Below are 26,396 nucleotides of genomic sequence, written 5' to 3'. Positions count from 1 at the left end.
TTCCGTAACCGGTTGTTCATCGATCCGTGTCCCGCCCCGAAGCCTTCGGGGCGGGACACCTGCTTTGTTTCAGAACTGATGCACTGGCGGGTTAACGGGCCCGAAATCGCCTGAGAAATCCCTGATAATGTGACGGCGGTCGTCGGCCTGTTCAGGTCCCTTCGCGGGACTACGGTCGGTGACCGACCCGGTTCAGGACAGACTGGGCCCAGATTCCTCGGCAGGGCGTCGGCATTGTGCCGGTGGGGTTATGCGCGGCCTCGTAAGACGTCCCGCACCCCAGACCTCTGCCTGTAAAGAGCTCTTGCGGTGTTGTTCAAGGAGGACGTCCATGACGAGCATCAACGAGCAGCCGATTCCTGCTGCCCGCCCGGTCATCGGTGAAGAAGAGATCGAGGCTGCGGTACGCGTGCTGCGCAGTGGCCGCGTCGTACAGGGGCCGGAGGTCGCGGCTTTCGAAGAGGGCTTCTCCGAGCTGGTCGACGGCAGGCACTGCGTCGCCGTCAACTCCGGTACCTCCGCGCTGCATCTTCTGCTGCTTGCCCTCGGCGTCGGCCCGGGCGACGAGGTGATCGTTCCTTCGTTCTCCTTCGCGGCCTCCGCGAACGCGGTCCGCCTCGTCGGTGCCGATGTCGTCTTCGCCGACATCGAGCCCGGCAGCTACGGCCTGGACCCCGCCGCGGTCGAGGCGGCCATCACGCCGCGCACCGCCGCCATCATGCCGGTGCACCTGTACGGTCACCCGGCGGCGATGGACAAGCTGATGCCCATCGCGGCGAAGCACAAACTCGCAGTCGTCGAAGACGCGTGCCAGGCCCACGCCGCCGCCCTGAACGGCACCCCCGTCGGCGCGTTCGGCGAAGGCGGAACGTTCAGCTTCTACCCGACGAAGAACATGCACTCCATCGAGGGCGGCATGGTCACCACGGCCGACGCCGAGCTCGCCCGCACCCTGCGCCTCCTGCGCAACCAGGGCATGGAGCAGCGGTACGCCAACGAGATCGTCGGCGCCAACGTGCGCATGACGGACGTGGCCGCAGCCGTCGGCCGCGTGCAGCTGACCAAGGTCGGTGGCTGGACCGAGCAGCGCCGCTCCAACGCCGCGTACCTCGACGCGCACATCACCGCGCCGAACGTGACGACGCCGCCGGTCGCCGAGGGCGCCCGCCACGTCTACCACCAGTACACGATCCGGGTGCAGGGCGACCGCGACGCCGCGATGGCGAAGCTCACCGAGGCGGGCATCGGCAACGCCGTCTACTACCCGACCCCGATCCACCGGCTGAAGCCCTACTGGGAGCCGGACCAGAAGGCCGGCCGTACCTGGGACCTGCCCGAGACCGAGCGTGCGGCCGCCGAGGTCGTCTCGCTGCCCGTCCACCCGTCGCTCAGCGAGGGTGAGCTGGAGCGCATCGCCAACGCCGTGAACGCACTCGGGGAGAGCCTGTGACCGCCGCCGTGCTGAGGGCCGGGCTCATCGGCCTGGGCTCCATGGGACGCCACCACGCCCGTGTGCTGGCCGGACTCGACGGCGTGACCCTGGTCGGCGTCGTCGACCCGATGGGCGACAAGAACGGCTGGGCGCAGGGTGCCCCCGTCCTGTCGACCGTCGAGGAGCTCATCGCCCTCGGTGTCGACTACGCGGTCGTGGCCTGCCCGACCGCGCTGCACGAGACGGTCGGCCTGCAGCTGGCCGACGCCGGTGTCTGCGCCCTGATCGAGAAGCCGCTGGCCGACACCGTCGAGGGCGCCCGCCGCCTCGTCGAGGCCTTCGAGTCGCGTGACCTGGTGGCCGGCGTCGGCCACATCGAGCGCTGCAACCCGGCCCTGCGCTCGCTGCGCAGCCGTCTGGAGGCGGGCGAGCTCGGCGACGTCTTCCAGGTCGTCACCCGCCGCCAGGGCCCGTTCCCGCACCGGATCGCGGACGTCGGCGTGGTCAAGGACCTCGCCACGCACGACATCGACCTGACGGGCTGGGTGACCGGCCAGACGTACACGTCGATCGCGGCCCACACCGTGTCGAAGTCCGGCCGCCCGCACGAGGACATGGTCTCCGCCGTGGGCCAGCTCTCCGACGGCACCATGGTCAACCACCTGGTCAACTGGCTGAGCCCGCTCAAGGAGCGCTTCACCTCGGTCACCGGTGAGCGCGGCTGCTACATCGCCGACACCCTCACCGCCGACCTCACGTTCCACTCGAACGCCGCGGTGACCACCGAGTGGGAGGCGCTGCGCGCGTTCCGCGGTGTCTCCGAGGGCGACATGATCCGTTACGCCATCCCGAAGCGCGAGCCGTTGCTTGTCGAGCATGAGCTCTTCAGGGACGCTGTGCTGGGTACCGAGGCCGATATCTGCACCCTGCGGCAGGGTCTGCGTACCGTTGAGGTGGCGGCGGCCGTACTGGAGTCCGCCTCGACCGGCCGCGCTGTGCGGCTGGGCGACAGAGAGACATTGCCCGAGGGTGTGGCCAGTTGACCGAACCCGCAGTCACCGTCGTCGTAGCCGTTTACAACACCATGCCGTATCTCACCGAGTGCCTGAACTCGCTCGTGGGACAGAGCATAGGTATCGACCGGCTCGAAGTCATTGCCGTGGACGACGGGTCGACCGACGAGAGCGGCACGGAACTGGACCGCTTCGCGGCGAATTTCCCGGACACTTTCAAGGTGATCCACCAGGAGAATTCCGGGGGGCCGGCGGCGCCGAGCAATCGTGCGCTCGAAATGGCTACGGGCCGATACGTGTATTTCATCGGCTCCGACGACTACCTCGGTGCGGAAGCACTGGAACGCATGGTGGCGTGCGCGGACGAGCACGACTCCGATGTCGTGGTGGGCAAGATGGTCGGCACCAACGGCCGCTATGTCCATCAGAAGCTCTTTGCCGAGAGTAACCCGGACATAAGCCTGTACGATTCGGCACTTCCGTACACGCTGGCCAATACCAAGCTGTTCCGGCGTGCGCTCGTGGAGAAGCACAAGCTGCGATTCCCCGAGGACCTGCCGGTCGGAAGTGACCAGCCATTCACCATCGAAGCATGCTTCCGTGCCCGGAAGATCTCGGTGGTCGCGGACTACACGTGCTACTACGCGGTCAAGCGCGGGGACGCGAGCAACATCACTTACCGGGCTGATCACCTGGCGCGACTTCGCTGTACTGCAAAGATCATGGAGCACACGGCCGGCTTGATCGAGGCGGGACCGAAGCGCGACGCCGTTTTCAAGCGGCACTTCGAATGGGAGCTTTCCAAGCTGCTGTTGGAAGACTTCGCCGCCCTCGACACCGGAACTCAGCGCCAGGTGTGCGAGGGCATCGCAGCAGTCATGGACGCCTACTTCACCGACGACCTGCGGGACGGCACGGGAGTCACCAGGCGGGTGCGTTTCGGCCTCGCCCGGAGCGGGGCTCTCGACGAACTCTGCCGCGCTCTCACCGACGAGGCCGAGCACGGGGCACCACCGTTCCTCCTGGAGGACGGCAGGGCCTTCGCGACGTATCCCGGATTCCGTAACAGTGCGCTGGGTCTGTCCGACCGCTATTACGAGGTCCTCGGCGAAGGCGTGGCAGGCAGGCTGGCGAAGCACACCGAACTCGAGTCGGCCGAATGGGAGCAGGACGGTTCGAATCTCGCGCTCGCGCTGAAGGTGCGCGTCGGTCTCATCGGTGACACGGGCGCGACGGCGGTGGCTCTGGCACAGGGCGCGATGCCCAAGAGTGCGGACAAGCCGGGAGCCCGGAGGCTCTCCGCGACTGCCCGACGGCCTGATGTGGTGGGTGAGTTCGTCAGGGAACCGGTGCAGGACGGGCAGAGGACCCGGTTGACCGCCCTCATTCCGATTGATTCCGTCAACGCCAAGCGGGGCGTCCGTGTCTATGCGGATGTGGCAGGCTCGACGTACGAGATTCCGGTGCCGACGGGCGGGCTGCCACTGCCGCTTGCCCGACGCTGGGGCCGGGCCGTCCCGTACCGCGTAGCGGCGAACGCGAATCCCAAGGGTCGCCTTGTGATCACGACGGCTCCTCTGTGGGAGACGAAGTCCGGTGTTTTCAGGCGGCTGCGCCACATGCTGTCCAGGCTGAAGAGGAAAATAACCCGATGAACATCTGTGTAGTCGCGCTCGGCAAGATCGGCCTTCCGCTCGCCGTGCAGTTCGCCGCCAAGGGCCACAAGGTCATTGGCGCGGACGTCAACGAGAAGGTCGTCGAGCTGGTCAACGCGGCCACCGAGCCGTTCCCCGGCGAGCACGACCTGGACGTCAAGCTCAAGGAGACCGTGGGCGCCGGCCTGCTCTCCGCGACCACGGACACCACGGCCGCAGTGGCCGCGTCCGACGCCGTCGTAGTGGTCGTACCGCTCTTCGTGGACGCCGAGGGCACCCCGGACTTCGGCTGGATGGACTCCGCGACGAAGGCGATCGCCGCCGGCCTCAAGCCGGGCACCCTCGTCAGCTACGAGACCACCCTGCCCGTCGGCACCACCCGGACCCGCTGGGCGCCCATGCTCGCCGAGGGCTCCGGTTTGACCCCGGGTGTGGACTTCCACCTCGTCTTCTCCCCGGAGCGGGTCCTGACCGGCCGCGTCTTCGCCGACCTCCGCCGCTACCCGAAGCTCGTGGGCGGCATCGACGAGGCCTCCGCACAGCGCGGTGTGGAGTTCTACGAGGCTGTGCTCGACTTCGACGACCGCGAGGACCTGCCCCGTCCGAACGGTGTGTGGGACCTCGGTACGGCGGAGGCCTCCGAGCTCGCCAAGCTCGCCGAGACCACCTACCGCGACGTCAACATCGGTCTGGCCAACCAGTTCGCCCGGTTCGCCGACAAGAACGACATCGATATCAAGAAGGTCATCGAGGCCTGCAACAGCCAGCCCTACAGCCACATCCACCAGCCCGGCATCGCCGTCGGTGGCCACTGCATCCCGATCTACCCGCGGATGTACCTGTGGAACGACCCGGAGGCCACCGTCGTGCGCTCGGCCCGTGAGGCCAATGCCGCGATGCCCGAGTACTCCGTCGACCTGTTGGCCGCCGCCTACGGTGACCTGGACGGTGTCGGTGTGCTTGTGCTGGGCGCCGCCTACCGCGGCGGGGTCAAGGAGACCGCCTTCTCCGGTGTCTTCGGAGTGGTGGAGGCGCTGAAGGCCCGCGGCGCCGTGCCGTTCGTCTCGGACCCGATGTACACGGCCGACGAGCTGACCGCCCACGGCCTCGTGCCGCACGAGGGCCAGGCCGTCACCGCCGCGATCCTCCAGGCCGACCACGCCGAGTACCGGGAACTGGCCGCCGCCGACCTGCCGGACGTCCGCGTCCTGGTCGACGGACGACGTACGACCGACCCGGCCAACTGGACCGGCGTCCGCCGCGTCGTCATCGGCGGCTGAGCGACACAGAGAGACAGCGACGGACGGCCGGTACCTTCGGGTACCGGCCGTCCGTCGCTGTTGTCCCGGACGAGATCCGCCGGAGGGGTGTGCCGGCGTCAGCTCCGGCCGGTCGGGGCCGAACCAGAGGGTTCCGAGGCCGCCGTTCCACCGTGGCCGGGAGCGGCCGCCGGCACCACGGACGGCCCCAGCCGACGCAGGAGACGCTCCGTGGGCCGCTCCACGTACTCGTAGCAGAGGCCGGCGAGAGCCAGGCTCAGGCCGATGGCCAGGAGCCAGACGGTGAGGGTGGCGACGAATTCCGGGTCCGGCCGGCCCTGGATGTGGATCAGGAGCCGGATGACGATCTCGTGCACCAGGTACCAGGCGAACGACCAGTGCCCGAGCCTGATGGACCAGCGCCCGCCGAGCCCGGTGGGACGGCCTTCCTGGTCGGCCCGGGCAGCCGCACAGATCAGCGCGGCGAACAGCGGTGCGGACAGCAGCTGGGAGGCCGCGTAAGGGCTGTACCACTGTGCGTCGGGGACGGCATGGTGCCAGGGCACCAACGCCAGGTGCCAGCAGACGACGAGCGCGACAGCGGGGATCAGCCGGATCGGCGGACACCAGCCGCGTTTCACGGCAAGGCCGGCGACCACGCCCAGCACGAACTGCAGGGACCGGGTGAGAGGGAAGTAGTCCAGTGCCCAGCCGCGGATGTCCGCGGGCATGGCCGCCGAAGCGACCCAGAGCACCACCGCCCCCACGCTGACCAGTACAGCGGTCCCCGCCCAGAAAGTGCCGCGCCGCCGGGCGAAGAGCGCGAGCAGGAGCGGGAACGTGAGGTAGAACCATGCTTCGTCGCTGAGCGACCACGCCGCTGGGTTTCCGCCGACGTAGTACACGGGTTCGGGGATCCACGCGTGCACGGCGAACAGCGTCGCGGCGACGGCCTTCCGCGACACGGAGTGGTCCATGGCCATCCAGGCGGCGACGGACAGGAACACGCTCAGGACGAGCATGGGCCAGATCCGGGCGAATCGCCGCCACAGAAAGACCTTGGCCGGGACGCGGTTGTCCTCGTAGGTCCAGGCGAGCACGAAGCCCGACAGGACGAAGAAGAAGGTCACGCCGCTGCGCCCGTACCAGGCGGCTTCGCTGACCCAGGGCACCGTACCGACCTGCCGGGACAGGTGGTACAACACCACCAGAAGAGCCGCCCAGAAGCGGAGGCCGGTCAGCGAGGGCAACCGGTCACGGCTGGAAGGCGCGGATCTCAGACGACTCCCCTCCCTCGGGCAGCGTCGTAGTGCTGCTGTTCAGCAGGAGCAGGTCGAAGCCACGGGCGACGACGGGCCAGTCCCAGGCAGCCAGCGCATGGTCCGTGGCATCCGTGGCTGCCGCCCTCCAAGCCTCCTCCGAGGCCGTCACGGCGAGGATTCGGTCAGCGGCCTCCTGCGGCGTGCGCGCCAGCCAGCTCCCGGGGAAGAGAGTGTGCGCACCGTTCGGCTTTCCGGCGAAGAACGGCCAGTCGCGGGCGACCGGCACGGCACCACTGGCCGCTCCTTCGACGAATCCGCAGTGGAAACTCTCACGGACGGAGGAGCTGAGGATCACGCCGACATCGGCGAGGGCCCCGGGTACGTCCGAAAGCTGGCCCAGCCTGCGTACCGCTCCCGAGGATTCGAGCTCGGTCACCTCCCGCTCGTACTCCGAGGCGTACGCACGGGCGGCAGGACTGAGAGTCCCGTCGACATCCGCACCGATGAGGAACAGCCGGTAGCGCTCGTCGCGGGCTCGGAGCAGCTTGAGCACGGAGATCGCCCAGCGGGGGTCCTTGGCCACAGCCGAGATCCCGGTGAGTCCGACGGTGAAGCGGGCGTCGTCGTCCTTGGGGCGGCCGTAGCGCCCCAGGTCCATGGCGTTGTGGATGACGTGGAGTGCGGGAGCGTTCGGGCCGCGCAGGGCCGGAACCGCGGAGACCGTCAGATCCCGCAGGTGCGCGCCGACGAACACGAGGTCGTCGATGCGCGAGAAGTCGGCGAGGAAGGGCCACGCGCTGAACGTCTCGAAACTGTGCAGCCGAACAATGATGCGCGTGGTGCCGGGATCGATGGCTGTGAACAGCACGGACGGCCCTGTGCACCAGTCGATGAAGACGGTGTCGGCCCAGTCCAGATGTGGACGAAGGTGTTCCTCGACCGTGCGTTCGAGGGCAGGCTCGGCGCCGAGCCTGAACGCGGCCATCCGTGCGGGTGACTTGACCAGTGCGTCCAGAGCCGGCTCGTCCGCGATGTCGAGCGAGCGGACCTCGACATCGGTGTGCTCCTCGTACCGGTCGCGGATCTCGGTGAGGAAGTTGGCGTTCTTGCGCGTGACGAAGAGTAGCCGCAGCGGCCGGTCGGCCGGCGGGGTGGCCGCGGGGCGCGCGCGGCCGTTCCCCGCGGTCATCGCCTTGAAGGCTGTGGCGGAGTGGAGCGGGGCGAGGTAGGCCCCGGGGTCGTCGGCCATCGGGGATTCGGTCCGGTCGAAATGCAGCACGCGGTGGAACGCCAGTTCCATCGCCTTGGCCAGGGACGCGCCCGCCGCCTTGCCGTTCCCCTTGCCCCAGTTCGCATCCGCGCAGGCCACCTCGGCTGTGACGGCGTCGTTCAGCCGGACGGGGACCTTGCCGCGCTTGAGCTCCACCTGGGCTGCGGCGGCGAGCAGGTCCGCACGGTGGCGCAGCCCGCGGGACTGCTCCGCAGCGGACGTGAACGTCAGAACGGCGCCGGCGGGACGGTTGGCCTTGCGCAGACCGTCGCCCACCCGCTTGGCCAGCCGGAACCGAATGTGCTCCGGAAGGCCAGGAGCCGCCACAGCCATACGCCAGGCCCGGGCGCCCGGGCCGGTCCGGAGTACCCGGGGGCCGATCGCCTTGAGGGCGACAGCCTTGGGGAGCCTGCGTGTCCGGCGTGCCGCGGCACGGGCGGCGGCCTTCGGGGAAGGCAGCCCGTTCACGAAGTCGGCCCGTGCGTAGTGCCTGGGCCGTTCCTTGCGATCGGCTACGGCGCGCAGGCCGGCCGCCACTCCATAACACGCATGGGCGCTCTTGTTGATCCTGGCGAGCTGCCAGACCGTGTAGACGGCCTGCGCGTCGAGGGCCACGATCACCTTGGCCCTGCGGGCGTGGCCGAGAAGCCAGGCATCGCGCTGAGCGTGCATCCAGCCACGCTTGGCCGCAGGGGCCTTCCCCGCGGTCGCGGCGAGTTTGCGGCCGAGCGCGGACGCGTCCTTGGCGAAGGAGTGCCGTTCGGTGAACAGGGGCGACTCAGGCAGGTCGGCCGGACCCGCGAAGGCGGCGAGCCGAAGCCGTACGCCCAGTCCCTCGAAGTTCCGGGCGGCGGCTGCCACGGACTCGGCCGACGTCGCGGCCACCGACACCAGAAGTACGTCAATCATGCCTGAACACTCTCTGCTGTGGCGGATTCCGCTCGTACCGCTTCCGACAGCCGCCGGACCGAGGGGGTGAGCAGAGCGGAACGGGTGAACCGGGTGGCGTGTGCCCGGGCGGCGGCGCGTTCGTCGTCGGTCGCCTCGGAGGCCATACGCGCGGCATCGACGAATGCGTTGGCCAGGTACTCCACATCCATGCCACCGGCGCCCGTCCACAGCGGGCGGCCGTCCAGCACGGTGGACGCGTCGTGGTCCGCCTCGTGGGCGGAGACGACCGGCAGACCGGTCGCCATGAACTCGTACACCTTGCCCGAGGTGACGTACCGGCCGCCCACCAGCATCAGGACGAGTGCGTCCCAGCCGCCGTACGTCTCGGCGACCTCGGCCTTGGGCACGGGCCCGCCGAACGTCACACCGTCGGACTCGGCCTTCCTGATGAGGTCCATGTGGGCATTGGCCTCGCGGCTGGCGCCCGCACCGATGTGCCCGCGGATCTCGAAGCGCGAACGGGCGACCAGCGGATCCCGGGTGCGTGCCTCACGCCACGCGTCCAGCACCGTCTCGAGGAACTCGGGGCGGAAGTTCACCGAACCGAGGTACCCGAAGACCAGGCCGTCCCCGGACGGCCGACCCGTCGCGATGTCGGGGACACTGTCGGGGTCGAACCCGTTCCGTGCGACCTCGACGCGCTCGGCCAGGTCCGCGTAGCGCTCCCGGTAGAAGTCCGCAATGGGGTCGTTGACACACCAGATGGCGGTCGCCTCGCGCAGGACCTCATCCTCCCACCGGCCTGCTTCGGAGTCCCGGGTGAAGGCCTCGCCCCCGCCTATGACGTCGACGGACCAGCCGTCCCGGTAGTCCACTGCATACGGGACCCTGTGCTCCTGCCACAACCGTCGGGCGGCCGCCAGGTTCACGTACGGTGCGCAGCTCACCAGAAGCAGATCCGCGGGCCGCTCCCGGTGGACGTCGAGGACGCCCTGCTCCAGGCTGTCGCGCCAGCCGCCGAAGACGAGTTCGGGGAAGAACTCCAGATGGCGCTCGCGCTCCTGCTTCGCCCACGCGGTCGGCCGCAGGGCCCGGGTCTCGGAGAACTGCCGGATGTCGGTCTCCAGATCCTCCCTCGCCAGTGCAAGCTCCACGATCCTCACACGCGGATCCACGGCCTCGGAAAGCGTGTGGTCCAGGCCGTACTCCCGCTCCCACGACTCCTCGAGGATGGTCACGACCGTGACGTCCCAGCCCAGAGCACAGAACTGGTTCGCTGTTTCGCGCATGCGATAGGCGCAGCTCTTCGCTGCCGGCGGGAAGCCGACGGCGAGGTAGATCAGATGAGGCCGGGACGATTCCGACGCGGGGCCGCGGCGGTCGTCCGGGCGAACCGCCGCCTTGCGGCGCGCCTCGAGTTGATTGGTGGAGTGACGCAAGTGAAGCTCCAGAGACGCTGGGCCGGGTGGTTCGGGTGCACCAAGGGTGGAATCAGGCCTGTTCGAGAACCTGGACCACTGTGCGTGCGGCGTGGCCGTCTCCGTACGGGGTGCCCTGCGGAGTCTCGGGAGCAGGACGGGTGGCGATGGCAGCCCACTCCTGACGGTCCAGTTCCTGCGGGTTGGGGACCAGGACGTTCCAGCCGTCCTCCAGCGTCTCCACCCACTCGGTCTCGGGGCGGATCGTGGTGCACGCCCGGCCGAGGAGGAACGTCTCCTTCTGAAGGCCGCCGGAGTCGGTGACCACGCCCGCGGACGCCATGACCGCCGCGACCAGACCCGCGTAGGGCAGCGGCCGGCTGACGTGCACGGAACCCTGGTCGAGCTTGATGCCGTGCTCCTCGGCGCGGGCTACCAGTCGCGGGTGCGCCAGCAGGGCCACCGGCACCGGCAGCGACGCGAGCGACGCGATGATCTCGGCGAGCCGCTCGGGGTCGTCGGTGTTGTCCGGGCGGTGCAACGTGGCGAGGAGGAAGGGGGCGGCAGGGTCGATGCCGTCCGGCAACGCGGGCGGCGTGTGCGCGCCTGCGGTCACCGCATCACGGATACGGAGGCAGATGTCGACCATCACGTCGCCCACGAGCCGGGTCCGCTCCTGCAGTCCTTCGTTGGCGAGGTGGCGTACGGCCTCTTCGGTCGGGGCCAGCAGCAGGTCAGCACAGTGATCGGTGAGGACCCGGTTGTGCTCCTCGGGCATCCGGCGGTTGAAGGAGCGCAGCCCCGCTTCGAGGTGTGCGACGGGAAGGTGCATCTTCACGGCGGACAGCGCGCCCGCGACGGTGGAGTTGGTGTCTCCGTAGACGAGCACCCAGTCGGGCCGCTCCTCCTCGAGAACCTTGTCCATCGCCGCGAGTACCGCGCCGGTCTGCACACCGTGGCTGCCGGAACCCACACCGAGGTGCACATCCGGCGCGGGGATGCCCAGGCCGTCGAAGAAGACGTCCGACAGATCCGCGTCGTAGTGCTGCCCGGTATGCACGATGACGTGCTGGTGGGGCGTTTCGGCGAAGGCCGAGGCGATCGCGGCGAGCTTCACCAACTGGGGGCGAGCCCCTACGACACTGAGGACCTTCACGTTGTTCTGCTCCTTGGGAGGGCCGGGGCACCGGCGACTGCTCGATGGTACGGGGCGTGCCAAATACTTCGGCGATGATAGAACGTCCGGCTGATCCGGCCGGTCGGTCGTCCCTGCTGAGATCTCGCCCACATCTCCGGCAGGTCTCGGCCGGGTCCGGACACGAGAACGATTAGTGGGACACGGTAAAGTTCAACGCTGCGCCCATCGCACGACGTGAATACTGTATGTGCGCTGCGCCCGCCCGGTGGCAGGGCTGTAGTGGCAAGGGCCGGGGGCCCTTGAGATACCAAGAGAGGCATGTAAATGGAGCTCGACAGCACCACGCCGTCCCAAGGGAGCCGGGGGCGGATCGTCATGCTCGTCGACAACGGCGTCAGGAACGATTCCCGGGTGCAGAAGACCGCACGGTCCGCAGCGGATGCGGGGTGGGACGTCGTCCTGTTCGGTATCTCGCCGGACCGCGACGAGCACTCGTGGAAGATCGGCGAGGCTGAGGTGAGGCTCGTCCCCAAGCCGGCGCCACTGGCTCCGCGGCGCCAGGACATGCGACGTCCGATCCTGCGCAAGCCCCTTGCCTACCGGACTCCTCAGCAGGCGCGCTACCGCGTGCAGGCGGTCAAGGCCTGGCGCTCCGACCTCCGCTTCAGGCAGGCCGCCACGCGTGCGCAGGGTCCCGGCGCGAGCGTGAGCGGAGCGAAGGGCCGGCTCCTTGTGCCCCGCGTCAGCGCGAAGGTGTACGGGATGTGGGTGGGACTGCGGGCGCGAGAGACCTTTGACCTGCAGGAGAAGCGCAAGGGTTACGACAGCCCTCTCGACCGTGCTACCACGGGTATGTGGAGCAAGCTGCGGGGTGAGCGCGCTTGGCGCCAGTTGCTCCCCTACCTGTGGGACTACGAGCTCGCCTTCGCCAAGCACATCGACAAGCTCGAACCCGATCTGATCCACGCCCACGACTTCCGCATGCTCGGGGTCGGAGCGCGTGCCGCGGTACGTGGGCGGGCTGCGGGCCGCCGGGTCAAGCTCATCTGGGACGCTCACGAGTACGTTCCGGGTCTGCACTCCACCCACGGCCGGTGGCTTCCTGGACACGTTGCCTGGGAGAAGGAGCACGCGGTGTTCGCCGATACGGCCATCACCGTCTCGCCGTCGCTCGCCGAGCTGCTCAAGAAGGACCACAAGCTCTCCGAACTGCCGCATGTCGTTCTGAACGCGCCGGTCTGCTCGCCGGACCCCGCCGAGGTCGAGGCGGCGGATCCGGTACCCAACCTGCGTGAGCTGTGCGGTATCGGCGAGGACACGCCTCTGCTCGCCTACTGCGGTGGCATCAACCCGGTCCGCGGCGTCGAGACCATGATCGAGGCCATGCCGTTCCTGCCGGATGTGCATGTCGCCCTCGTATCCGTACCGCCGGGCAAGGCCTACACCGCCACTGCCACGATCGAGAAGCTGATCGAGGAGATGGGTGTCGGCGACCGCGTGCACGTCCTGCCGTTCGTGCCGCACTGGCAGGTGCCCGAGTACCTCTCCGTAGCCGACGCGGCTGTCAGTCCTCTGCACCACCTGCCCAACCACGAACTCGCACTGAGCAACAAGTTCTTCGAATACTCGCAGGCGAAGCTGCCGGTTGTCGTCAGTGATATCCGGACCATGGCGGACATGGTTGAGAAGACCGGACAGGGCGAGGTCTTCAAGGCCCAGGACGTCGAGGACTACGTGCGCGCCGTGAAGGCAGTGCTCGCGGATCCGGGCCGGTACCGGAAGGCGTACGAGAAGCCGGGTCTGCTGGAGAGCTGGACCTGGGAGGCGCAGGGCGAGGTGCTGGACCGCATCTACAGCGAGCTGCTGCCCGACCGGCCGCGCCGGGAGAGCTGACCCGCTTCCTCCGAGGGCGGAACGGGCGCCGGCCCCTCGGGAAGTCGACACACTTCGACTTCCCGAGGGGCCGGCTCTCGTGTGTGCGCCTGCTCGACCGGGCACACGGCCGGACAAGCCCAGCCGACCACGCCCGGAGGGCGGCGCCGACAGACCGGCACACGGCTGCGGGCCCGGCCGGTTGTGGTCCGGGGCGACGGCTCAGACAATGCGCTCGTCGAGGATGCCGGCCTTCTCGTCGTACAGCGCGCCCGTCTGCGGGCACTCCCAGACACCCGGCTCGCCCGAACGCTCGACGAGCTTCACCCCTACCCGGCCCACCCAGCCGATCCGGCGGGCCGGTACGCCCACCACCAGGCCGAAGTCCGGGACGTCCTTCGTGACGACGGCGCCCGCCGCGACCATTGCCCAGCGTCCGATCCGAACCGGTGCGACACAGACGGATCGTGCGCCCAGAGAGGCACCCTCGGAGACCTTCACACCGACCGCCTCCCAGTCGCCGCCACGCTTCTGCTTGCCCTCGGGGTCGACGGAGCGCGGGTTGTGGTCGTTGGTGAGGACCACTGCGGGGCCGACGAAGACACCATCGCCGAGCTCGGCGGGCTCGTACACCAGGGCGTAATTCTGCAGCTTGACGTTGTTGCCGATCTGCACACCGGTACCCACGTAGGCGCCGCGGCCGACCACGCAGCCCTCGCCGAGCTTGGCTCCCTCACGGATCTGAGCGAGCTCCCATACGCTGCTGCCGTCCCCGATCTCGGCGCTGTCGTCGACCTGGGCGGTGGGCTGGACTCGGTAGTTCACGGGGGACACGCCTTCCGGGGTGCGGATGTATGGGAGAGCTCAGAGCTTACGGTCCCCGCGCGGCAGGCTCTGCTGGGCATGCGTACAACGGTGTGATCGCTAGCAGGACTCCCATGTCGTCAGGGAGAGTACACACTGGCCGGACCGAGGCGTCGGTGCTGTTCGTTCCCCGTGCTGGCTGCCTTCCGGGTGCTATGGGTGGTTGAATGCGATGCCATTTGTCAGTGAGGTCGCCCCGTTCTGAACACCGTCGACCTTCACGGTCTGACCCGAGACGTGCTTGACGTAGACGCGCATGATGAACGTCCGGGTGCCGCACGCCGCTTCGATACCCATGCGTGGCAGTGCGAAGTATGCGACGTAGTGATGCCCGTCATCGGTGATCGTCTTCCGCGAGGCCGTGCTGTACGTGCGGCAGGCATGGCCGGTCGTGTCGAGCTGGACGAAGTCGAAGCGAGTGTCAACGACCGCGTTCGTGCCGCGTGCGTACTGGTCCATCCCGTCCGCGCAGGAGGCAGTTCCCTTGTAGCAGGTAGTCAATTCGACGTTGGCCTGGGCCGTCACGGATGTGGCAGTCGAATCCGCCTTCCACTTGTGGACTGGAGTCCCGTCGTCATAAAAGACCCAGGCATCGGGATCGACTGCACCTTCGCCGACATATGTGCATGAGCCGGAAGTGTCAGCGCTCTCGCAGGCCGGGTTCTGCCACCACTGGGCGCCCTTCTGATCGGAGTCGCTGACCTCCAGCCACGTGCTGGCGGCGACGGCGGTCAGGTAATAGCTGCCCGGCAGGGTCGAGTAAGCGGAACCGTAAAGAATGCACGTGTACACTCCGGCGGTCGGTGATGTGAAAAGAAGATCCGCATAGATCGGTAAATGGCCCGGTGTCGCATACGTGTCGGTGTCGTATCCTTCGTGATTTCTGGCCGATGCGGCCACCACGGACGCGGGGGCGCCGGTCGAGTTGATGCACTTGATGCGATTGGTCAGCCCGACTATTCCAACAGTGGAGCTCGTTGTTTCCAATCGGGTCCTGATGTGTCGTTTTTCCCCGGCGGTCAATGTGAGAGACCGCCTGAGTAACTCGACTGTGGTGCCACCTGGAATCCGTATGGCGTCGGACAATTGGGCACGTGTGACTCCGCCGTTATCGGCACGGGCTGCGGTCGGTGCCAGCATTGCCAGTGCGATGACGAGGGCAGCGGCGAGGAATGGCCGAGTTGTTCCGAACACGCGCATGAACTGACCTGCGTCCTCTGTCTCGGATCCGTGCATGGAGGTGGCCCCGAGTGCCTTGTGGCATGGCACTCGGGGGCGCTTGCCGGGGTTGGTCCGTCACGGACCCCGGCTCTCATGGGTGGCCCGTACGATTCAGGGGGTTGCGTTACCCAGGCAGACCTTGTCGTACTGGCCTCCTCCGACGGGGGTGCCGATGTCGCTACTGAAGCCGCCGGCCGGCATCGTGCGAACCGCGGTATAACCGCTGCCGCTGTTCTTCTGCCAGACCTTGGCTGTGACGGATGAATTGCTGACGTAGGACTGGATGGAACCGAATAGCACGGTGTTCCAGGGCGTGAAACAGGCGTTGGTGCTGGCGCTGGTGATCCTGTCACCACCGAAATTGGTGGTGTCGTAGATGCACAATCTGGCCGCCGGGCAGTCTCCGGCTGCCGAAGCGGGTGTCGCGGTCATCATCATTGCGCCGCCGGTGATGGCGAGAGCCGAAAGGACGGCTGCCGACTTCTTCTTCCACTCCATGGAATTCCCTCTCTGGTTGCGGTCTGTTGATCCCGATTGGATTTCGCATATATATGCCAAAATTGCTGTCCGTGCACCGGGATTGCGCAACTGTGTTCGCCGGGTCATCTGCCGCGATGACTCTCCCTCCAAGGCGCTCGGATCGCCAGTGGCATGTGCCGGTGTGACGAAAAGTGGAGGTACATGTGGCCGGAAGGAATCCGCCTTCTTCGGTTCCGTGGTGTACCTGGAATTTCAAACGTCATTACCGGTCATGCTGCGCGAGCAATTCGGCCACGAGTGGTGCGTGTTCGCCGTGGATGGACCCCTCGGTGGTGCGGCGATTCCGGCGTGGAAGGCGAGGTGGGCGGCGGCGGGGAAGCTGGTGCCGTCGCCGCGGGTGGTCGGCAGGACTGCGGCGGGCCTGACGCCGACGCCCTGGCATCAAGGTCAGGAATCGGGGAAAGCGGACGGGCGTCCAGCAGGGTGTCGATCTGTCAGGGACGGGCTAGGGAAAGGGCCACGGCGTCGAGGGTGCCCGTGCGTGCCATACGACGACGGTCGCCGAGGGCGGCGAAGGCATCGCCTTACCGGCCGGGAACCGTAGCGCCTCAAGAGCCAGATCACGGCTGGGTGGTCCAGGCAGGGGCCCAGGGCGCGTTCGATGCTGGGGTGGAACTGGGCGGGTAGGCCGCGTATGCGGTTGGAGGTGCGGGTGGCCTCGGTGGCGAGGTCCTGGTCGGAGCCGACCGCGACGGTTGGCTCGGCGGTGATCTCGCCGGTCAGCTCCAGGGGTGCGCAGGGTGTAGGGCATGTGCGGGCTGCCCCGCGATCACCGCGGCGTCCTTCGCGTCGGTCTTCGCCTCGCCGGGGACACGGGTGGGCGACCCGCCGCATTACGAGTCCGGGCAGGTAGGCAACCGTCATGCGGGCCCGGAGGTCGGAGGCCCCTTGCGGGACCGCGAGAAAGGCGACGGGGCGAGGCTGCAGCCTGCAGGCGACCCGGTTTGACCCCCCGCGCCCCGCCCCGTAGCCTTGACCTTCGGCGTGTTTCCGTGCGCCTACCCCTGAGCACATCCCTCGCGGTGGATTCGTCCCCGTGAGAGGCCGCTCATCCTTCCGGACTGTCGTGGGCCCCGGCCTGCGCGAACGGCTGGCTTCAGGGGGATCCGTTCCGAGTGAGAGAGAGATCCGCGTGTACGCCATCGTGCGCAGCGGTGGTCGCCAGCACAAGGTTGCTGTCGGCGACATCGTTGAGGTTGACAAGATTCCCACCGCCAAGGTTGGCGACACGGTCGAGCTCTCGACCCTGCTCGTTGTCGACGGCGACGCCGTGACCAGCGACCCCTGGGTCCTGGACGGCATCAAGGTCCAGGCCGAGATCGTGGACCACCACAAGGGCGCGAAGATCGACATCCTTCGCTACAAGAACAAGACCGGCTACCGCCGTCGCCAGGGTCACCGCCAGCAGTACACGGCGATCAAGGTCACCGGTATCCCCGCGGCTGCGAAGTAAGGGACTGAGGAGACATGGCACATAAGAAGGGCGCATCGTCCACTCGGAACGGGCGCGACTCAAATTCCCAGCGGCTCGGCGTGAAGCGCTTCGGCGGTCAGGCCGTGAACGCCGGTGAGATCCTGGTCCGCCAGCGCGGTACCCACTTCCACCCGGGCACGGGCGTCGGCCGTGGCGGCGACGACACGCTGTTCGCGCTGACCGCCGGTGCGGTGGAGTTCGGTACGCACCGTGGCCGCAAGGTCGTGAACATCGTTCCCGTCGCTGCCTGATTTTCAGGTTTCGGCTGAACGACACAGCACCTTCCGAGGGCGGATCTCAGCTTTCCCGGTAATCGGGGAAGCGGGTCCGCCCTCGGCGCGTTACGTCTAAAGACATTCCTGTATTTATCCGCATTACCTGGAGGCACCAACCATGACCACCTTCGTGGACCGCGTCGAGCTGCATGCCGCCGCAGGTAACGGGGGCCACGGCTGCGCCTCCGTCCACCGTGAGAAGTTCAAGCCGCTGGGCGGCCCCGACGGGGGCAACGGCGGACGCGGGGGCGACGTGATCCTCGTCGTCGAGCAGGCCGTCACCACGCTGCTGGACTACCACCACAGCCCCCACCGCAAGGCCACGAACGGCCAGCCCGGTGCGGGCGACAACCGCTCCGGCAAGGACGGCCAGGACCTGGTGCTGCCCGTCCCGGACGGCACCGTCGTCCTCGACGGCGACGGCAACGTCCTGGCGGACCTGGTCGGCCAGGGCACCACCTTCGTGGCGGGCCAGGGCGGCCGCGGCGGCCTCGGCAACGCGGCGCTGGCATCGGCGCGCCGCAAGGCGCCCGGCTTCGCGCTGCTCGGCGAGCCGGGAACGAGCAGGGACATCGTCCTGGAGCTCAAGACCGTCGCCGACGTCGCTCTCGTCGGCTACCCGAGCGCCGGCAAGTCCTCGCTGATCTCGGTGCTCTCCGCGGCCAAGCCGAAGATCGCGGACTACCCGTTCACGACCCTCGTACCCAACCTGGGCGTCGTCACCGCGGGCTCGACCGTCTACACCATCGCGGACGTCCCCGGGCTCATCCCGGGCGCCAGCCAAGGCAAGGGCCTCGGCCTGGAGTTCCTGCGGCACGTCGAGCGCTGCTCCGTGCTCGTGCACGTCCTGGACACCGCGACGCTCGAGTCGGACCGTGACCCCGTCTCCGACCTCGACATGATCGAGGAGGAGCTGCGGCTGTACGGCGGCCTCGAGAACCGCCCGCGCATCGTCGCCCTCAACAAGGTCGACATCCCGGACGGCCAGGACCTCGCCGACATGATCCGCCCGGACCTGGAAGCGCGCGGCTACCGCGTCTTCGAGGTGTCGGCCATCGCGCACAAGGGTCTCAACGAGCTCAGTTACGCCCTCGCCGGGATCATCGCCGAGGCGCGCGCCACCAAGCCGAAGGAGGAGTCGACCCGGGTCGTCATCCGTCCCAAGGCCGTCGACGACGCGGGCTTCACGGTCACGAGGGACGACGAGGGCATCTACCGCGTGCGCGGCGAGAAGCCCGAACGCTGGATCAGCCAGACCGACTTCAACAACGACGAGGCCGTCGGCTACCTCGCGGACCGCCTCAACCGCCTCGGTGTCGAGGACGCGCTGCGCAAGGCGGGCGCCCAGGCCGGTGACGGCGTGGCCATCGGGGCAGAGGAGAACGCGGTCGTCTTCGACTGGGAGCCGAGCCTGACAGCGGGCGCCGAGATGCTGGGCCGCCGTGGCGAGGACCACCGGCTCGAGGCACCGCGGCCCGCCGAGCAGCGTCGCCGTGAGCGGGAGACCGAGCGCGACGAGGCACAGCGCGAGTACGACGACTTCAAGCCCTTCTAGGCACCCCGCCGGGCGCCCCTCCGCGCGGAGGGGCGCCCGTTCTCACAGGGAACTGCCAGGTGGCGGCGGTTCCGTGGCCGACGTTGTGCGGATTGCGTAACACGTCTGTGGAGTCCGTCACTCCGCGTACGGGGCCGGCAGGGCCCAACCTCCCTGGCCAGGCAGTGAACTGCGGGTTTCGCGGAGGCGTGCAGCGGTGGGCGTCCGCCTTGCGAGACGGTCACGGAGAGTGCGACCATCACACTGTTCCCCCCTGTCATCGCAAGGTAGGTCGTCTGTGTCTTTGCCGCATGAAGCCAAGCCCCGGACCACAGCGGTCGTGCTCGCCGGTGGTACCGGTCAGCGCGTGGGACTGGCGATCCCCAAGCAGCTGCTGAAGATCGCCGGTAAGGCAGTCATCGAGCACACGCTGTCCATCTTCGAGAACGCCGAGGACATCGACGATGTCATCGTGCTGATGGCGCCGGGCTTCGTGCCCGATGTCGAGAAGATCGTCGCCAAGGCCGGGCTGACCAAGGTCGTCAAGATCATCGAAGGCGGGAACACCCGCAACGAGACCACCGAGCGTGCCATCGCGGCACTCGGCGAAGGGCTCGCGGAGGGCGAGGACCGCAACGTCCTCTTCCATGACGCTGTCCGTCCGCTTCTGTCACAGCGCGTCATCAAGGACTGCGTCGACGCCCTCGACCGCTACCAGGCCGTCGACGTCGCCATCCCGTCCGCGGACACGATCATCGTGACCCGCACGCACGGCGAGGACGGGGAATTCATCACCGAGGTCCCGGACCGGTCCCGGCTGCGCCGCGGCCAGACCCCGCAGGCCTTCAAGCTCTCCACGATCCGCAAGGCGTACGCGATCGCGGCGGGTGACCCGAACTTCCAGGCCACCGACGACTGTTCGGTGGTCCTGCGGTACCTCCCCGACGTGCCGATCTACGTGGTCGCGGGCGACGAGTACAACATGAAGGTGACCCAGCCGGTCGACGTCTTCATCACCGACAAGCTCTTCCAGCTGGCCTCCACCGCAGCCCCGCGCCAGGCCGACGAGGCCGCCTACCGGGAGCTGCTCTCGGGCAAGACCCTGGTCGTCTTCGGCGGTTCGTACGGGATCGGCGCGGACATCGCCACCCTGGCCGAGCAGTACGGCGCCACCGTGTACGCGCTGGGCCGTTCGACCACCGGTACCCACGTCGAGAACCCGGAGCACGTGGACGACGCGCTCTCCAAGGCGTACGCGGAGACCGGTCGCGTCGACTACGTCATCAACACCGCGGGCGTGCTGCGTATCGGCAAGCTGGCCGAGACCGACAACACGACGATCCAGGAAGCACTGAACGTCAACTACCTGGCTCCCGTCCAGATCGCCCGCGCCTCGTACAAGTACCTGGCGGAGACCCGGGGCCAGTTGCTGCTCTACACCTCCAGCAGCTACACCCGCGGCCGCGCCGAGTACAGCCTCTACTCCTCCACCAAGGCAGCCATGGTGAACCTCACCCAGGCGCTCGCGGACGAGTGGGCCGGCGACGGGATCCGGGTCAACTGTGTGAACCCGGAGCGCACCGCGACCCCGATGCGGACCAAGGCGTTCGGTCAGGAGCCGGACGGCTCGCTGCTCTCCTCCGAGGCAGTGGCACGCACCTCGCTGGACGTCCTGCTCTCGGCGATGACGGGTCACGTCATCGACGTGCGCCAGCAGGACCCGACGCGTGACGTCGCCGAATCCTCCGGATTCGAGCAGGCGCTCGCCTCGGTGCTGGACCGTCAGGAAGATGTGTAATAATTCTTGACAAATGTACTTTAACGGGCCTCTGTTGTCGCTGAAATGCGACTGCAGAGGCCCGAGTGCGTGAAGCCGCATCTTCACATTTCCCTCAATACGTGAATCAACCGGCACCCCCTGGAGCAGGTTCTTCGTGATTTCGACAGCCATTCGCCTGGCCCGTGTGGGCAGCCGGTCAGAACTGGCGGCAGCCGTACTGATGACGCTGGGATACCCGTGCGTCATGGTCGCCGCGCTACTTCCCGATATCTGGTTCTTCGCGGCGGCCACGGCTGTCACGTACGTCACGGACTGGTACCTGCACCAGCGCGGGAGTTATCTGGTCAACCGGCTCGGCAAGGTGCGGGCGGGGCTGTCGATCCGCTTCCTGCTCCGCCAGCTGATGATCATCCTGCTGCTGGCCCGGCTGGATCTCGCGGAGGAACCTCTCTTCTACGCGGCGGTCGCCTGCTTCCTCGTCTTCTACGGTCTCCAGGCACCGCACGGCGCCCTGACGACGCTCATCCGGCTCCGGCGCACGATGCCGATCGTCACCCGCAACGTGGACCTGCACGCCGTCCGCATCGCCGACGCCCCGCCGCGCGCGCTGCTGCACCGCTCCGCCGAGAAGATGCTGCACATGGACGTCCCCGCGGTGGCCGGCATCCTGATCGCCGCCGGAACGGGGCAGGAGATCATCGGGTTCGTCGGAGCAGGAGTGACGGTTCTGCTGGCCGTCGTCTACAACGCCCTGCTCGTCCCGTACCTGCGCCGGTCCCGCCGGGTGCCGACGACACCCGCCGTGCTCAAGGCCCTGGACACCTGGCTGAACGAGTACCAGCCGACCGTCGTCCTGTACTTCTCCGGTTCCAACGAGTCGGCCTACCAGGTCAACATGTGGCTGGACACCATGGCCGGCATAGAGGGCCGGCCGCTGATCGTCATGCGCGAGCGCCCCCTGGTCGCCATGCTCGGCGAGACCTCCGTACCGGTGGTCTGCATCCCCGCGGGCACCCACCTGATGAATCTGAACCTCTCCACCGTGCGGGTCTGCCTGTACCCGGCCAATGTCGGCAAGAACATCCACATGCTCCGCGTCCCGACGATGAAGCATGTCTTCATCGGGCACGGCGACAGCGACAAGCTGGCCAGCGTCAACCCGTACTCCAAGGTGTACGACGAGGTCTGGACGGCCGGCCGCGCGGGCCGCGACCGGTACGCGCTGGCCGACGTCGGCATCCGCGACGAGGACATCGTCGAGGTCGGCCGTCCGCAGCTGGCGCCCATCACGAGCTGGAGCGGCACCGCGAAGAACCCCATCCCGACGGTGCTGTACGCCCCGACCTGGGAAGGCTGGGACGACAACCCCGGCAACACCTCCCTGCTGCTGGCCGGCGAGAACATCGTCCGCAGGCTGCTCGACGCGGACGAGCCCGTCCGGGTCATCTACAAGCCGCACCCCTTCACCGGCATCCGCAGTGCCAAGGCCAAGGCCGTGCACGCGCGGATCGTCGCCCGGGTGGCCAAGGCCGCCCAGGTGCGCGCGGCCGACCCCCACTGGGCGGGGGAAGCCGGCAAGGCCGCCGCGGATCAGCGTGCGGCGCAGGCCGAGCTGACACGCATCGAGGCACGGCTGGACGTGCTGGCCCAGCCCGGCCGGGCCGGTGGGGACGAGTCGGAGGAATCGAGGGTCTCGCTCGCCGATCCGGCACGCCAGGCCGAGATGGCCACCTTGCGGGCCGAGTGGAACGACGCGTACTGGCGTTCCTTCGGCTGGTGGGAGCACCGGACGGTCACCGGCTCGCAGCCCAAGCTGTACGACTGCTTCAACCAGGCCGATGCCATGGTTTCGGACATCTCCAGTGTGGTGTCCGACTTCATCGCGAGCGGCAAGCCGTACGCCGTCACGGACTCGGCGGAGCTCGGCGCGGAGGAGTTCAAGCGCCAGAACACCGCCGTACGGGCCGCTGTCGTCCTCTCCAACAGCGCCGAGGAGATCGGCGATCTGCTGCACGCGGTCGCCGACTCGAAGGCGGACCCGCTGACCGATGCCCGCCGCGAGCTGAAGAGCTATCTGCTGGGCCCGGACGAGCCGACGTCCCTGGAGCGGTTCAACGCGGCCGTGCGGACGCTCTCGGCCAAGGCCGAGGCGCGCAACGCGGGCGTCGCCCAGCGCATCGGGGAACAGCCCGCCCCCCTGCCCGACCCCGAGGCCTCCTCCAGTGGTGCCGGCGACGGTGCGGCTGCGGTCACCGCGGAGGCGGTGGCAGCGGCGGATCCCGACGCGATGGCCGCTTCGGAGGCCGACGCGAGCATCGGCGCAGGTCCCACGCTGTCTCGCTGATGGCCTGATCGGTATCGGCCAACAGATGTAATCCAGCCGTCATCCAGATGTTCGCAAGTCGTCCGGATGGTGACGCAACCCCCTCGACGGCCCGTCCGTCTCCTCCTCCGGGAGGGGAACGTACGGGCCGTTCGGCGTGCCCGTGCACAGAGCAGGTGATCGACCGCCGCTCTATCGTTTCTCCTGATTGATGCGTATATGTACAGACCGGGGAGCGATGAGCAGCAGCACGCCAGATGTCAGCGTCATAATCGGGGCCTATGAGGCGATGCCCTATCTGATGCGCTGCCTGGAATCCGTCGAGGCGCAGACACTTCCCGCCGGGCGCATGGAGATCGTCGCCGTTGACGACGGCTCCACCGACGGGACGGGGGAGTACCTGGAGGAATTCGCCGCCAGGACCGCGATCGACATGCGTGTCATCCGCCAGGAGAACTCGGGCGGGCCCAGCGGCCCGCGCAATGTCGGCCTCGGTCTCGCCCGTGGCCGGTACGTCTTCTTCCTCGACGCGGACGACTACTTCGGCGAGGAGGCCCTGGAGCGGATGGTCGCGATGGGCGACCGGGCCGGCACGGATGTGGTGCTGGGCAAGGTCGTCGGAGTCAACCGCGGTGCCGCGAAGTCGATGTGGAAGGAGACGGTCGAACGGACCGACGTCCACTCCTCCAACATCAAGTTCACCCTGAGTGCCCAGAAGCTGTTCCGGCGGGAACTCCTCGTACGGTTCGACATGGCCTTCGACGAGGGACTGAAGACCGGTGAGGACGCGCTCTTCACCATGGAGGCGTACCTGCGGGGCAACGGCGTCTCCATCGTCGCCGACCACGTCTGCTACTACCTGGTCGGCAGGGAGGACGGCAAACACGTGACGAAGAGCGGCAGTTACCTGCTGCGCTTCGATTCGGCCCGCGCGCTGATGGGGCTCATAGCCGCACACTTCCCGCCCGGGCCCCGGCGGGACGCCCTGATGGTCAGGCCGTTCGTCGTCACACTGCTCCCGCAGTTCGGCCCCGTACTCCTCAAGCAGTCCGAGGCCGTGCGGGCCAAGAAGATGGAGCTGGGCGCCCCGCTGCTGGAGGCCTTCTGGTCGGCGGGGCTGGCCGGACGTCTCAGGGTCCAGGAGCGGTTGCGCATGATCTGCGTGTCGAAGGGCCGGCTCGATCTGCTCCTGGACATCCTGCAGTTCATCAAGGACAAGCGCGAGCCGGAGGCCGTCCGGAAGGGGATCAGGGGCCGGCTGTACCTGGCCTATCCGCACTTCGGGGAGGGCGCGGGGCTGCCCGACTCGGCCTACGAGGTGACCGTGACCGAACGGTTCGCCGACGGGCGGACCGAGGCGCCGCCGGTCACCCGGTCCACTGCCGTCTTCGTGCGGCGCCTGGCACGCAAGGCCCGCAGGGTGGCCAGGACCACCCTGCACATGCCGCAGCGGGCACACAAGGTCTGAGCCCGCGCAGGAGTGAGGCCCCGCGTGCCCCGCTGCGACAGTGGACTTTCCTTCCGCTACTGCTCGGGGCGCAGCAGCTTCCTGACGGGACGGCCCACCACGCGGCGGGCGCGCCGGTAGGCCGACGGCCAGGCGGCTGCCGCACCGTCACCCGCCTGCACCTTGATGCTGACCGGGCCGCTCCTCCTGTCGAGCTGGCTCCTCAACATGGTGTTCTGCGCGGTGAGTTCCTCCATGCGGCTCTGCATCCAGCTGAACCGGCCGCTCAGCGACTCCGGATCACTGTCGATCCACGGGCGCACGGCGGGCGGGAAGGAGAGCTTGCCCAGCTGCGCGTCGAATGCCGCGCCGCCGTCGCCGTGGGTGAACGTGTTCTCCAGGCCGTTCCTCTCCATGAATCCGGTGAAGCGGAGGAAGCGTTCCTTGTGGCCGTTCACGAGTTCACCGAAATCGGCCGCCGCGTACAGCTCGGCGGGGTCGATGTCCTTGGGGGTCTCGGTGATCTTGCGGTGCGGGATGCCGAAGTACCTGCACAGCTCGAGGGTGCGGGAGTCGCTGCAGAGCACGGTGCTCGGTACACCGGCAAGCAGCGCCGCGATGTTCCCGTGGATGCGGGAGCCGAACGAGAAGTCGTACGCACGCAGTTCGTCGATCCAGGTGACCGGGTCGACGTAGAGCCGGACCTTGCCCTCGCGGTACATGGGGTGGGACGGGTGGGTCGGCATGGAGGCCTGGGCGCCGATCGGGTTCGACGTCTCCCGCCAGTGCAGCAGTTGGGCCTCGAGGAGGTTCTGCCCGATGAACCGCAGATGCGGATAGCGCTCGTGCGCCTGCCGGATGATGGAGTCCAGACCGTGCGCTCGTACGGCGCTGTGCGATCCGTTCACCGAGATCAGAGAATCGGCGGTCAGCGCCTCGGTCTTCCTCTCGACCTGGAACGTGTCGCCGTTCAGGAACATGGAGGGGCAGCCGATGACTTCGACGTCCCGGAATCCCATGTCCTTGAGGTACTGCTCGGTGAACTCGCCACGCACACCGATGGACGCGCTGCGGTTGAGTACCTCTGTGACGAATTCCCTGACCGTCGGCTCCATCGGCTTCAGCCGGGACGCGTCGTAGGTGAGGGAGGCCTGCGCTCCGACACCCAGGACGACGACGGGAATGCGCAGCTTCTTGATCAGCTGCGTCATCCGCTTCAGCGGCCGCTCGAAGGTCGGGCGGAAGGCGTTGGCGAGAGGCACGACGAATGCGTCGTACTCCTCGTTTATGCGCTCCGCCGCCGACGGGTCCGTACGGATTCCGTTGGAGAACACCTCTGCCCGCGGAGTCGTCAGAATCTTGTGCGCCGCGTCGCTGAAGATCAAGTTGCCCGCGTTGGTAGCGAAGACATCTCTGTGGAGGGATTGTTCGAGCGAGGCCACATCGAAGGGGCTTTTGCCCGATCTGAGAAGAATGCGTCTCTTGCGGGTAGGTTCATCTGTCACGCGTTAAGCGTAGCCCGATGAATGACCGGTGGAGATTACGTAAATGGCTCTTTTCGGTTGGCACCTCACAGGGCGGCACCGGGCGGTCCGTCGGCGCTGAGACGCCACCGCGCCACTCCGGCCTCCTCGCGTAGATTGTGGTCACCGAGCAGGACGACGTGATGGGGACGGGCGTACGTGTCAGGGGCAAGGGATACCGAAGGCGCACTCCGCACACCCTCCG

19 protein-coding genes and 1 pseudogene are annotated in these 26,396 nt (G+C 67.9%); 11 read left to right on the top strand and 9 right to left on the bottom strand.

What is annotated here, in order from left to right; genetic code table 11:
- The first annotated feature begins 331 nt into the window (after window positions 1-331).
- Genes ABZS61_RS02455 through ABZS61_RS02440 form a run of 4 tightly spaced genes read left to right on the top strand, consistent with a single transcriptional unit; the run spans window position 332 to window position 5,380 of the window.
- The gene (locus tag ABZS61_RS02455; RefSeq protein ID WP_356414887.1) at window positions 332-1,450 is read left to right on the top strand and encodes a DegT/DnrJ/EryC1/StrS family aminotransferase; all 1,119 of its coding nucleotides are present in this window, start codon (window positions 332-334) and stop codon (window positions 1,448-1,450) included.
- On the top strand, window positions 1,447-2,475 hold the full coding sequence (locus ABZS61_RS02450; protein ID WP_356414884.1) for a Gfo/Idh/MocA family oxidoreductase: 1,029 nt from the start codon (window positions 1,447-1,449) through the stop codon (window positions 2,473-2,475). Before ABZS61_RS02455 ends, ABZS61_RS02450 begins: the two co-directional genes overlap by 4 nt.
- On the top strand, window positions 2,472-4,100 hold the full coding sequence (locus tag ABZS61_RS02445; protein ID WP_356414881.1) for a glycosyltransferase: 1,629 nt from the start codon (window positions 2,472-2,474) through the stop codon (window positions 4,098-4,100). Before ABZS61_RS02450 ends, ABZS61_RS02445 begins: the two co-directional genes overlap by 4 nt.
- Complete coding sequence (locus ABZS61_RS02440) at window positions 4,097-5,380, top strand: nucleotide sugar dehydrogenase (RefSeq protein ID WP_356414878.1); 1,284 nt, start codon at window positions 4,097-4,099, stop codon at window positions 5,378-5,380. The genes ABZS61_RS02445 and ABZS61_RS02440 overlap by 4 nt, the downstream gene beginning before the upstream one ends.
- 98 nt (window positions 5,381-5,478) lie before the next feature.
- Here ABZS61_RS02440 and ABZS61_RS02435 read toward each other — a convergent pair whose 3' ends face one another.
- From ABZS61_RS02435 to wecB, 4 genes are all read right to left on the bottom strand, one after another.
- Window positions 5,479-6,609, bottom strand: coding sequence for an acyltransferase (locus ABZS61_RS02435; RefSeq protein WP_356414875.1), 1,131 nt, complete (start codon window positions 6,607-6,609; stop codon window positions 5,479-5,481).
- A 4-nt stretch (window positions 6,610-6,613) separates the two neighbouring features.
- Window positions 6,614-8,800, bottom strand: coding sequence for a hypothetical protein (locus ABZS61_RS02430; protein WP_356414872.1), 2,187 nt, complete (start codon window positions 8,798-8,800; stop codon window positions 6,614-6,616).
- Window positions 8,797-10,071 (bottom strand): glycosyltransferase, encoded by a 1,275-nt coding sequence (locus ABZS61_RS02425; protein WP_356415146.1) that lies wholly within the window; start codon window positions 10,069-10,071, stop codon window positions 8,797-8,799. Before ABZS61_RS02425 ends, ABZS61_RS02430 begins: the two co-directional genes overlap by 4 nt.
- Window positions 10,072-10,273: 202 nt before the next feature.
- Window positions 10,274-11,356: a UDP-N-acetylglucosamine 2-epimerase (non-hydrolyzing) gene (gene wecB, locus ABZS61_RS02420; protein ID WP_356414869.1), complete on the bottom strand. Its 1,083-nt coding sequence runs from the start codon at window positions 11,354-11,356 to the stop codon at window positions 10,274-10,276.
- Between the two features lie 306 nt (window positions 11,357-11,662).
- Here wecB and ABZS61_RS02415 point away from each other — a divergent pair, with 306 nt between their 5' ends.
- Window positions 11,663-13,231, top strand: a complete 1,569-nt coding sequence (locus ABZS61_RS02415; RefSeq protein WP_356414867.1) for a glycosyltransferase family 4 protein — start codon at window positions 11,663-11,665, stop codon at window positions 13,229-13,231.
- A 201-nt stretch (window positions 13,232-13,432) separates the two neighbouring features.
- Here ABZS61_RS02415 and ABZS61_RS02410 read toward each other — a convergent pair whose 3' ends face one another.
- From ABZS61_RS02410 to ABZS61_RS02395, 4 genes and pseudogenes are all read right to left on the bottom strand, one after another.
- The gene (locus ABZS61_RS02410; RefSeq protein ID WP_356414864.1) at window positions 13,433-14,035 is read right to left on the bottom strand and encodes an acyltransferase; all 603 of its coding nucleotides are present in this window, start codon (window positions 14,033-14,035) and stop codon (window positions 13,433-13,435) included.
- Window positions 14,036-14,227: 192 nt separating this feature from the next.
- Window positions 14,228-15,274, bottom strand: coding sequence for a hypothetical protein (locus ABZS61_RS02405; protein ID WP_356414862.1), 1,047 nt, complete (start codon window positions 15,272-15,274; stop codon window positions 14,228-14,230).
- 132 nt (window positions 15,275-15,406) lie between these two features.
- Complete coding sequence (locus tag ABZS61_RS02400; RefSeq protein ID WP_356414859.1) at window positions 15,407-15,793, bottom strand: peptidase inhibitor family I36 protein; 387 nt, start codon at window positions 15,791-15,793, stop codon at window positions 15,407-15,409.
- Window positions 15,794-16,073: 280 nt separating this feature from the next.
- Window positions 16,074-16,693 (bottom strand): annotated as a pseudogene (locus ABZS61_RS02395) (transposase); the annotation flags it as partial.
- A 274-nt stretch (window positions 16,694-16,967) separates the two neighbouring features.
- Here ABZS61_RS02395 and rplU point away from each other — a divergent pair.
- The 6 genes from rplU to ABZS61_RS02365 all read left to right on the top strand — a co-directional run bounded on the left by rplU (window position 16,968) and on the right by ABZS61_RS02365 (window position 24,689).
- On the top strand, window positions 16,968-17,288 hold the full coding sequence (gene rplU / locus ABZS61_RS02390) for a 50S ribosomal protein L21 (RefSeq protein WP_018551604.1): 321 nt from the start codon (window positions 16,968-16,970) through the stop codon (window positions 17,286-17,288).
- A gap of 14 nt (window positions 17,289-17,302) precedes the next feature.
- Complete coding sequence (gene rpmA / locus ABZS61_RS02385) at window positions 17,303-17,560, top strand: 50S ribosomal protein L27 (RefSeq protein WP_056785490.1); 258 nt, start codon at window positions 17,303-17,305, stop codon at window positions 17,558-17,560.
- Window positions 17,561-17,702: 142 nt separating this feature from the next.
- The gene (obgE, locus tag ABZS61_RS02380; RefSeq protein ID WP_356414855.1) at window positions 17,703-19,139 is read left to right on the top strand and encodes a GTPase ObgE; all 1,437 of its coding nucleotides are present in this window, start codon (window positions 17,703-17,705) and stop codon (window positions 19,137-19,139) included.
- Window positions 19,140-19,416: 277 nt separating this feature from the next.
- Window positions 19,417-20,916, top strand: coding sequence for a bifunctional cytidylyltransferase/SDR family oxidoreductase (locus ABZS61_RS02375; RefSeq protein ID WP_356414852.1), 1,500 nt, complete (start codon window positions 19,417-19,419; stop codon window positions 20,914-20,916).
- A gap of 136 nt (window positions 20,917-21,052) precedes the next feature.
- Entirely contained in the window at window positions 21,053-23,242 is a 2,190-nt protein-coding gene (locus tag ABZS61_RS02370; RefSeq protein ID WP_356414849.1) for a hypothetical protein, read from the top strand.
- A gap of 217 nt (window positions 23,243-23,459) precedes the next feature.
- Window positions 23,460-24,689: a glycosyltransferase family 2 protein gene (locus tag ABZS61_RS02365; RefSeq protein WP_356414846.1), complete on the top strand. Its 1,230-nt coding sequence runs from the start codon at window positions 23,460-23,462 to the stop codon at window positions 24,687-24,689.
- A gap of 56 nt (window positions 24,690-24,745) precedes the next feature.
- On the opposite strand, the gene ABZS61_RS02360 is transcribed toward ABZS61_RS02365, so the two are convergent.
- On the bottom strand, window positions 24,746-26,173 hold the full coding sequence (locus ABZS61_RS02360; RefSeq protein ID WP_356414843.1) for a polysaccharide pyruvyl transferase family protein: 1,428 nt from the start codon (window positions 26,171-26,173) through the stop codon (window positions 24,746-24,748).
- Between the last annotated feature and the right edge of the window lie 223 nt (window positions 26,174-26,396).

It is taken from the genome of Streptomyces sp. NPDC005566, from assembly GCF_040605575.1.
GTDB lineage: Bacteria > Actinomycetota > Actinomycetes > Streptomycetales > Streptomycetaceae > Streptomyces.
The sequence above is the reverse complement of the archived record's forward strand: the minus strand, read 5'-3'. Positions and strand labels throughout refer to the sequence as shown.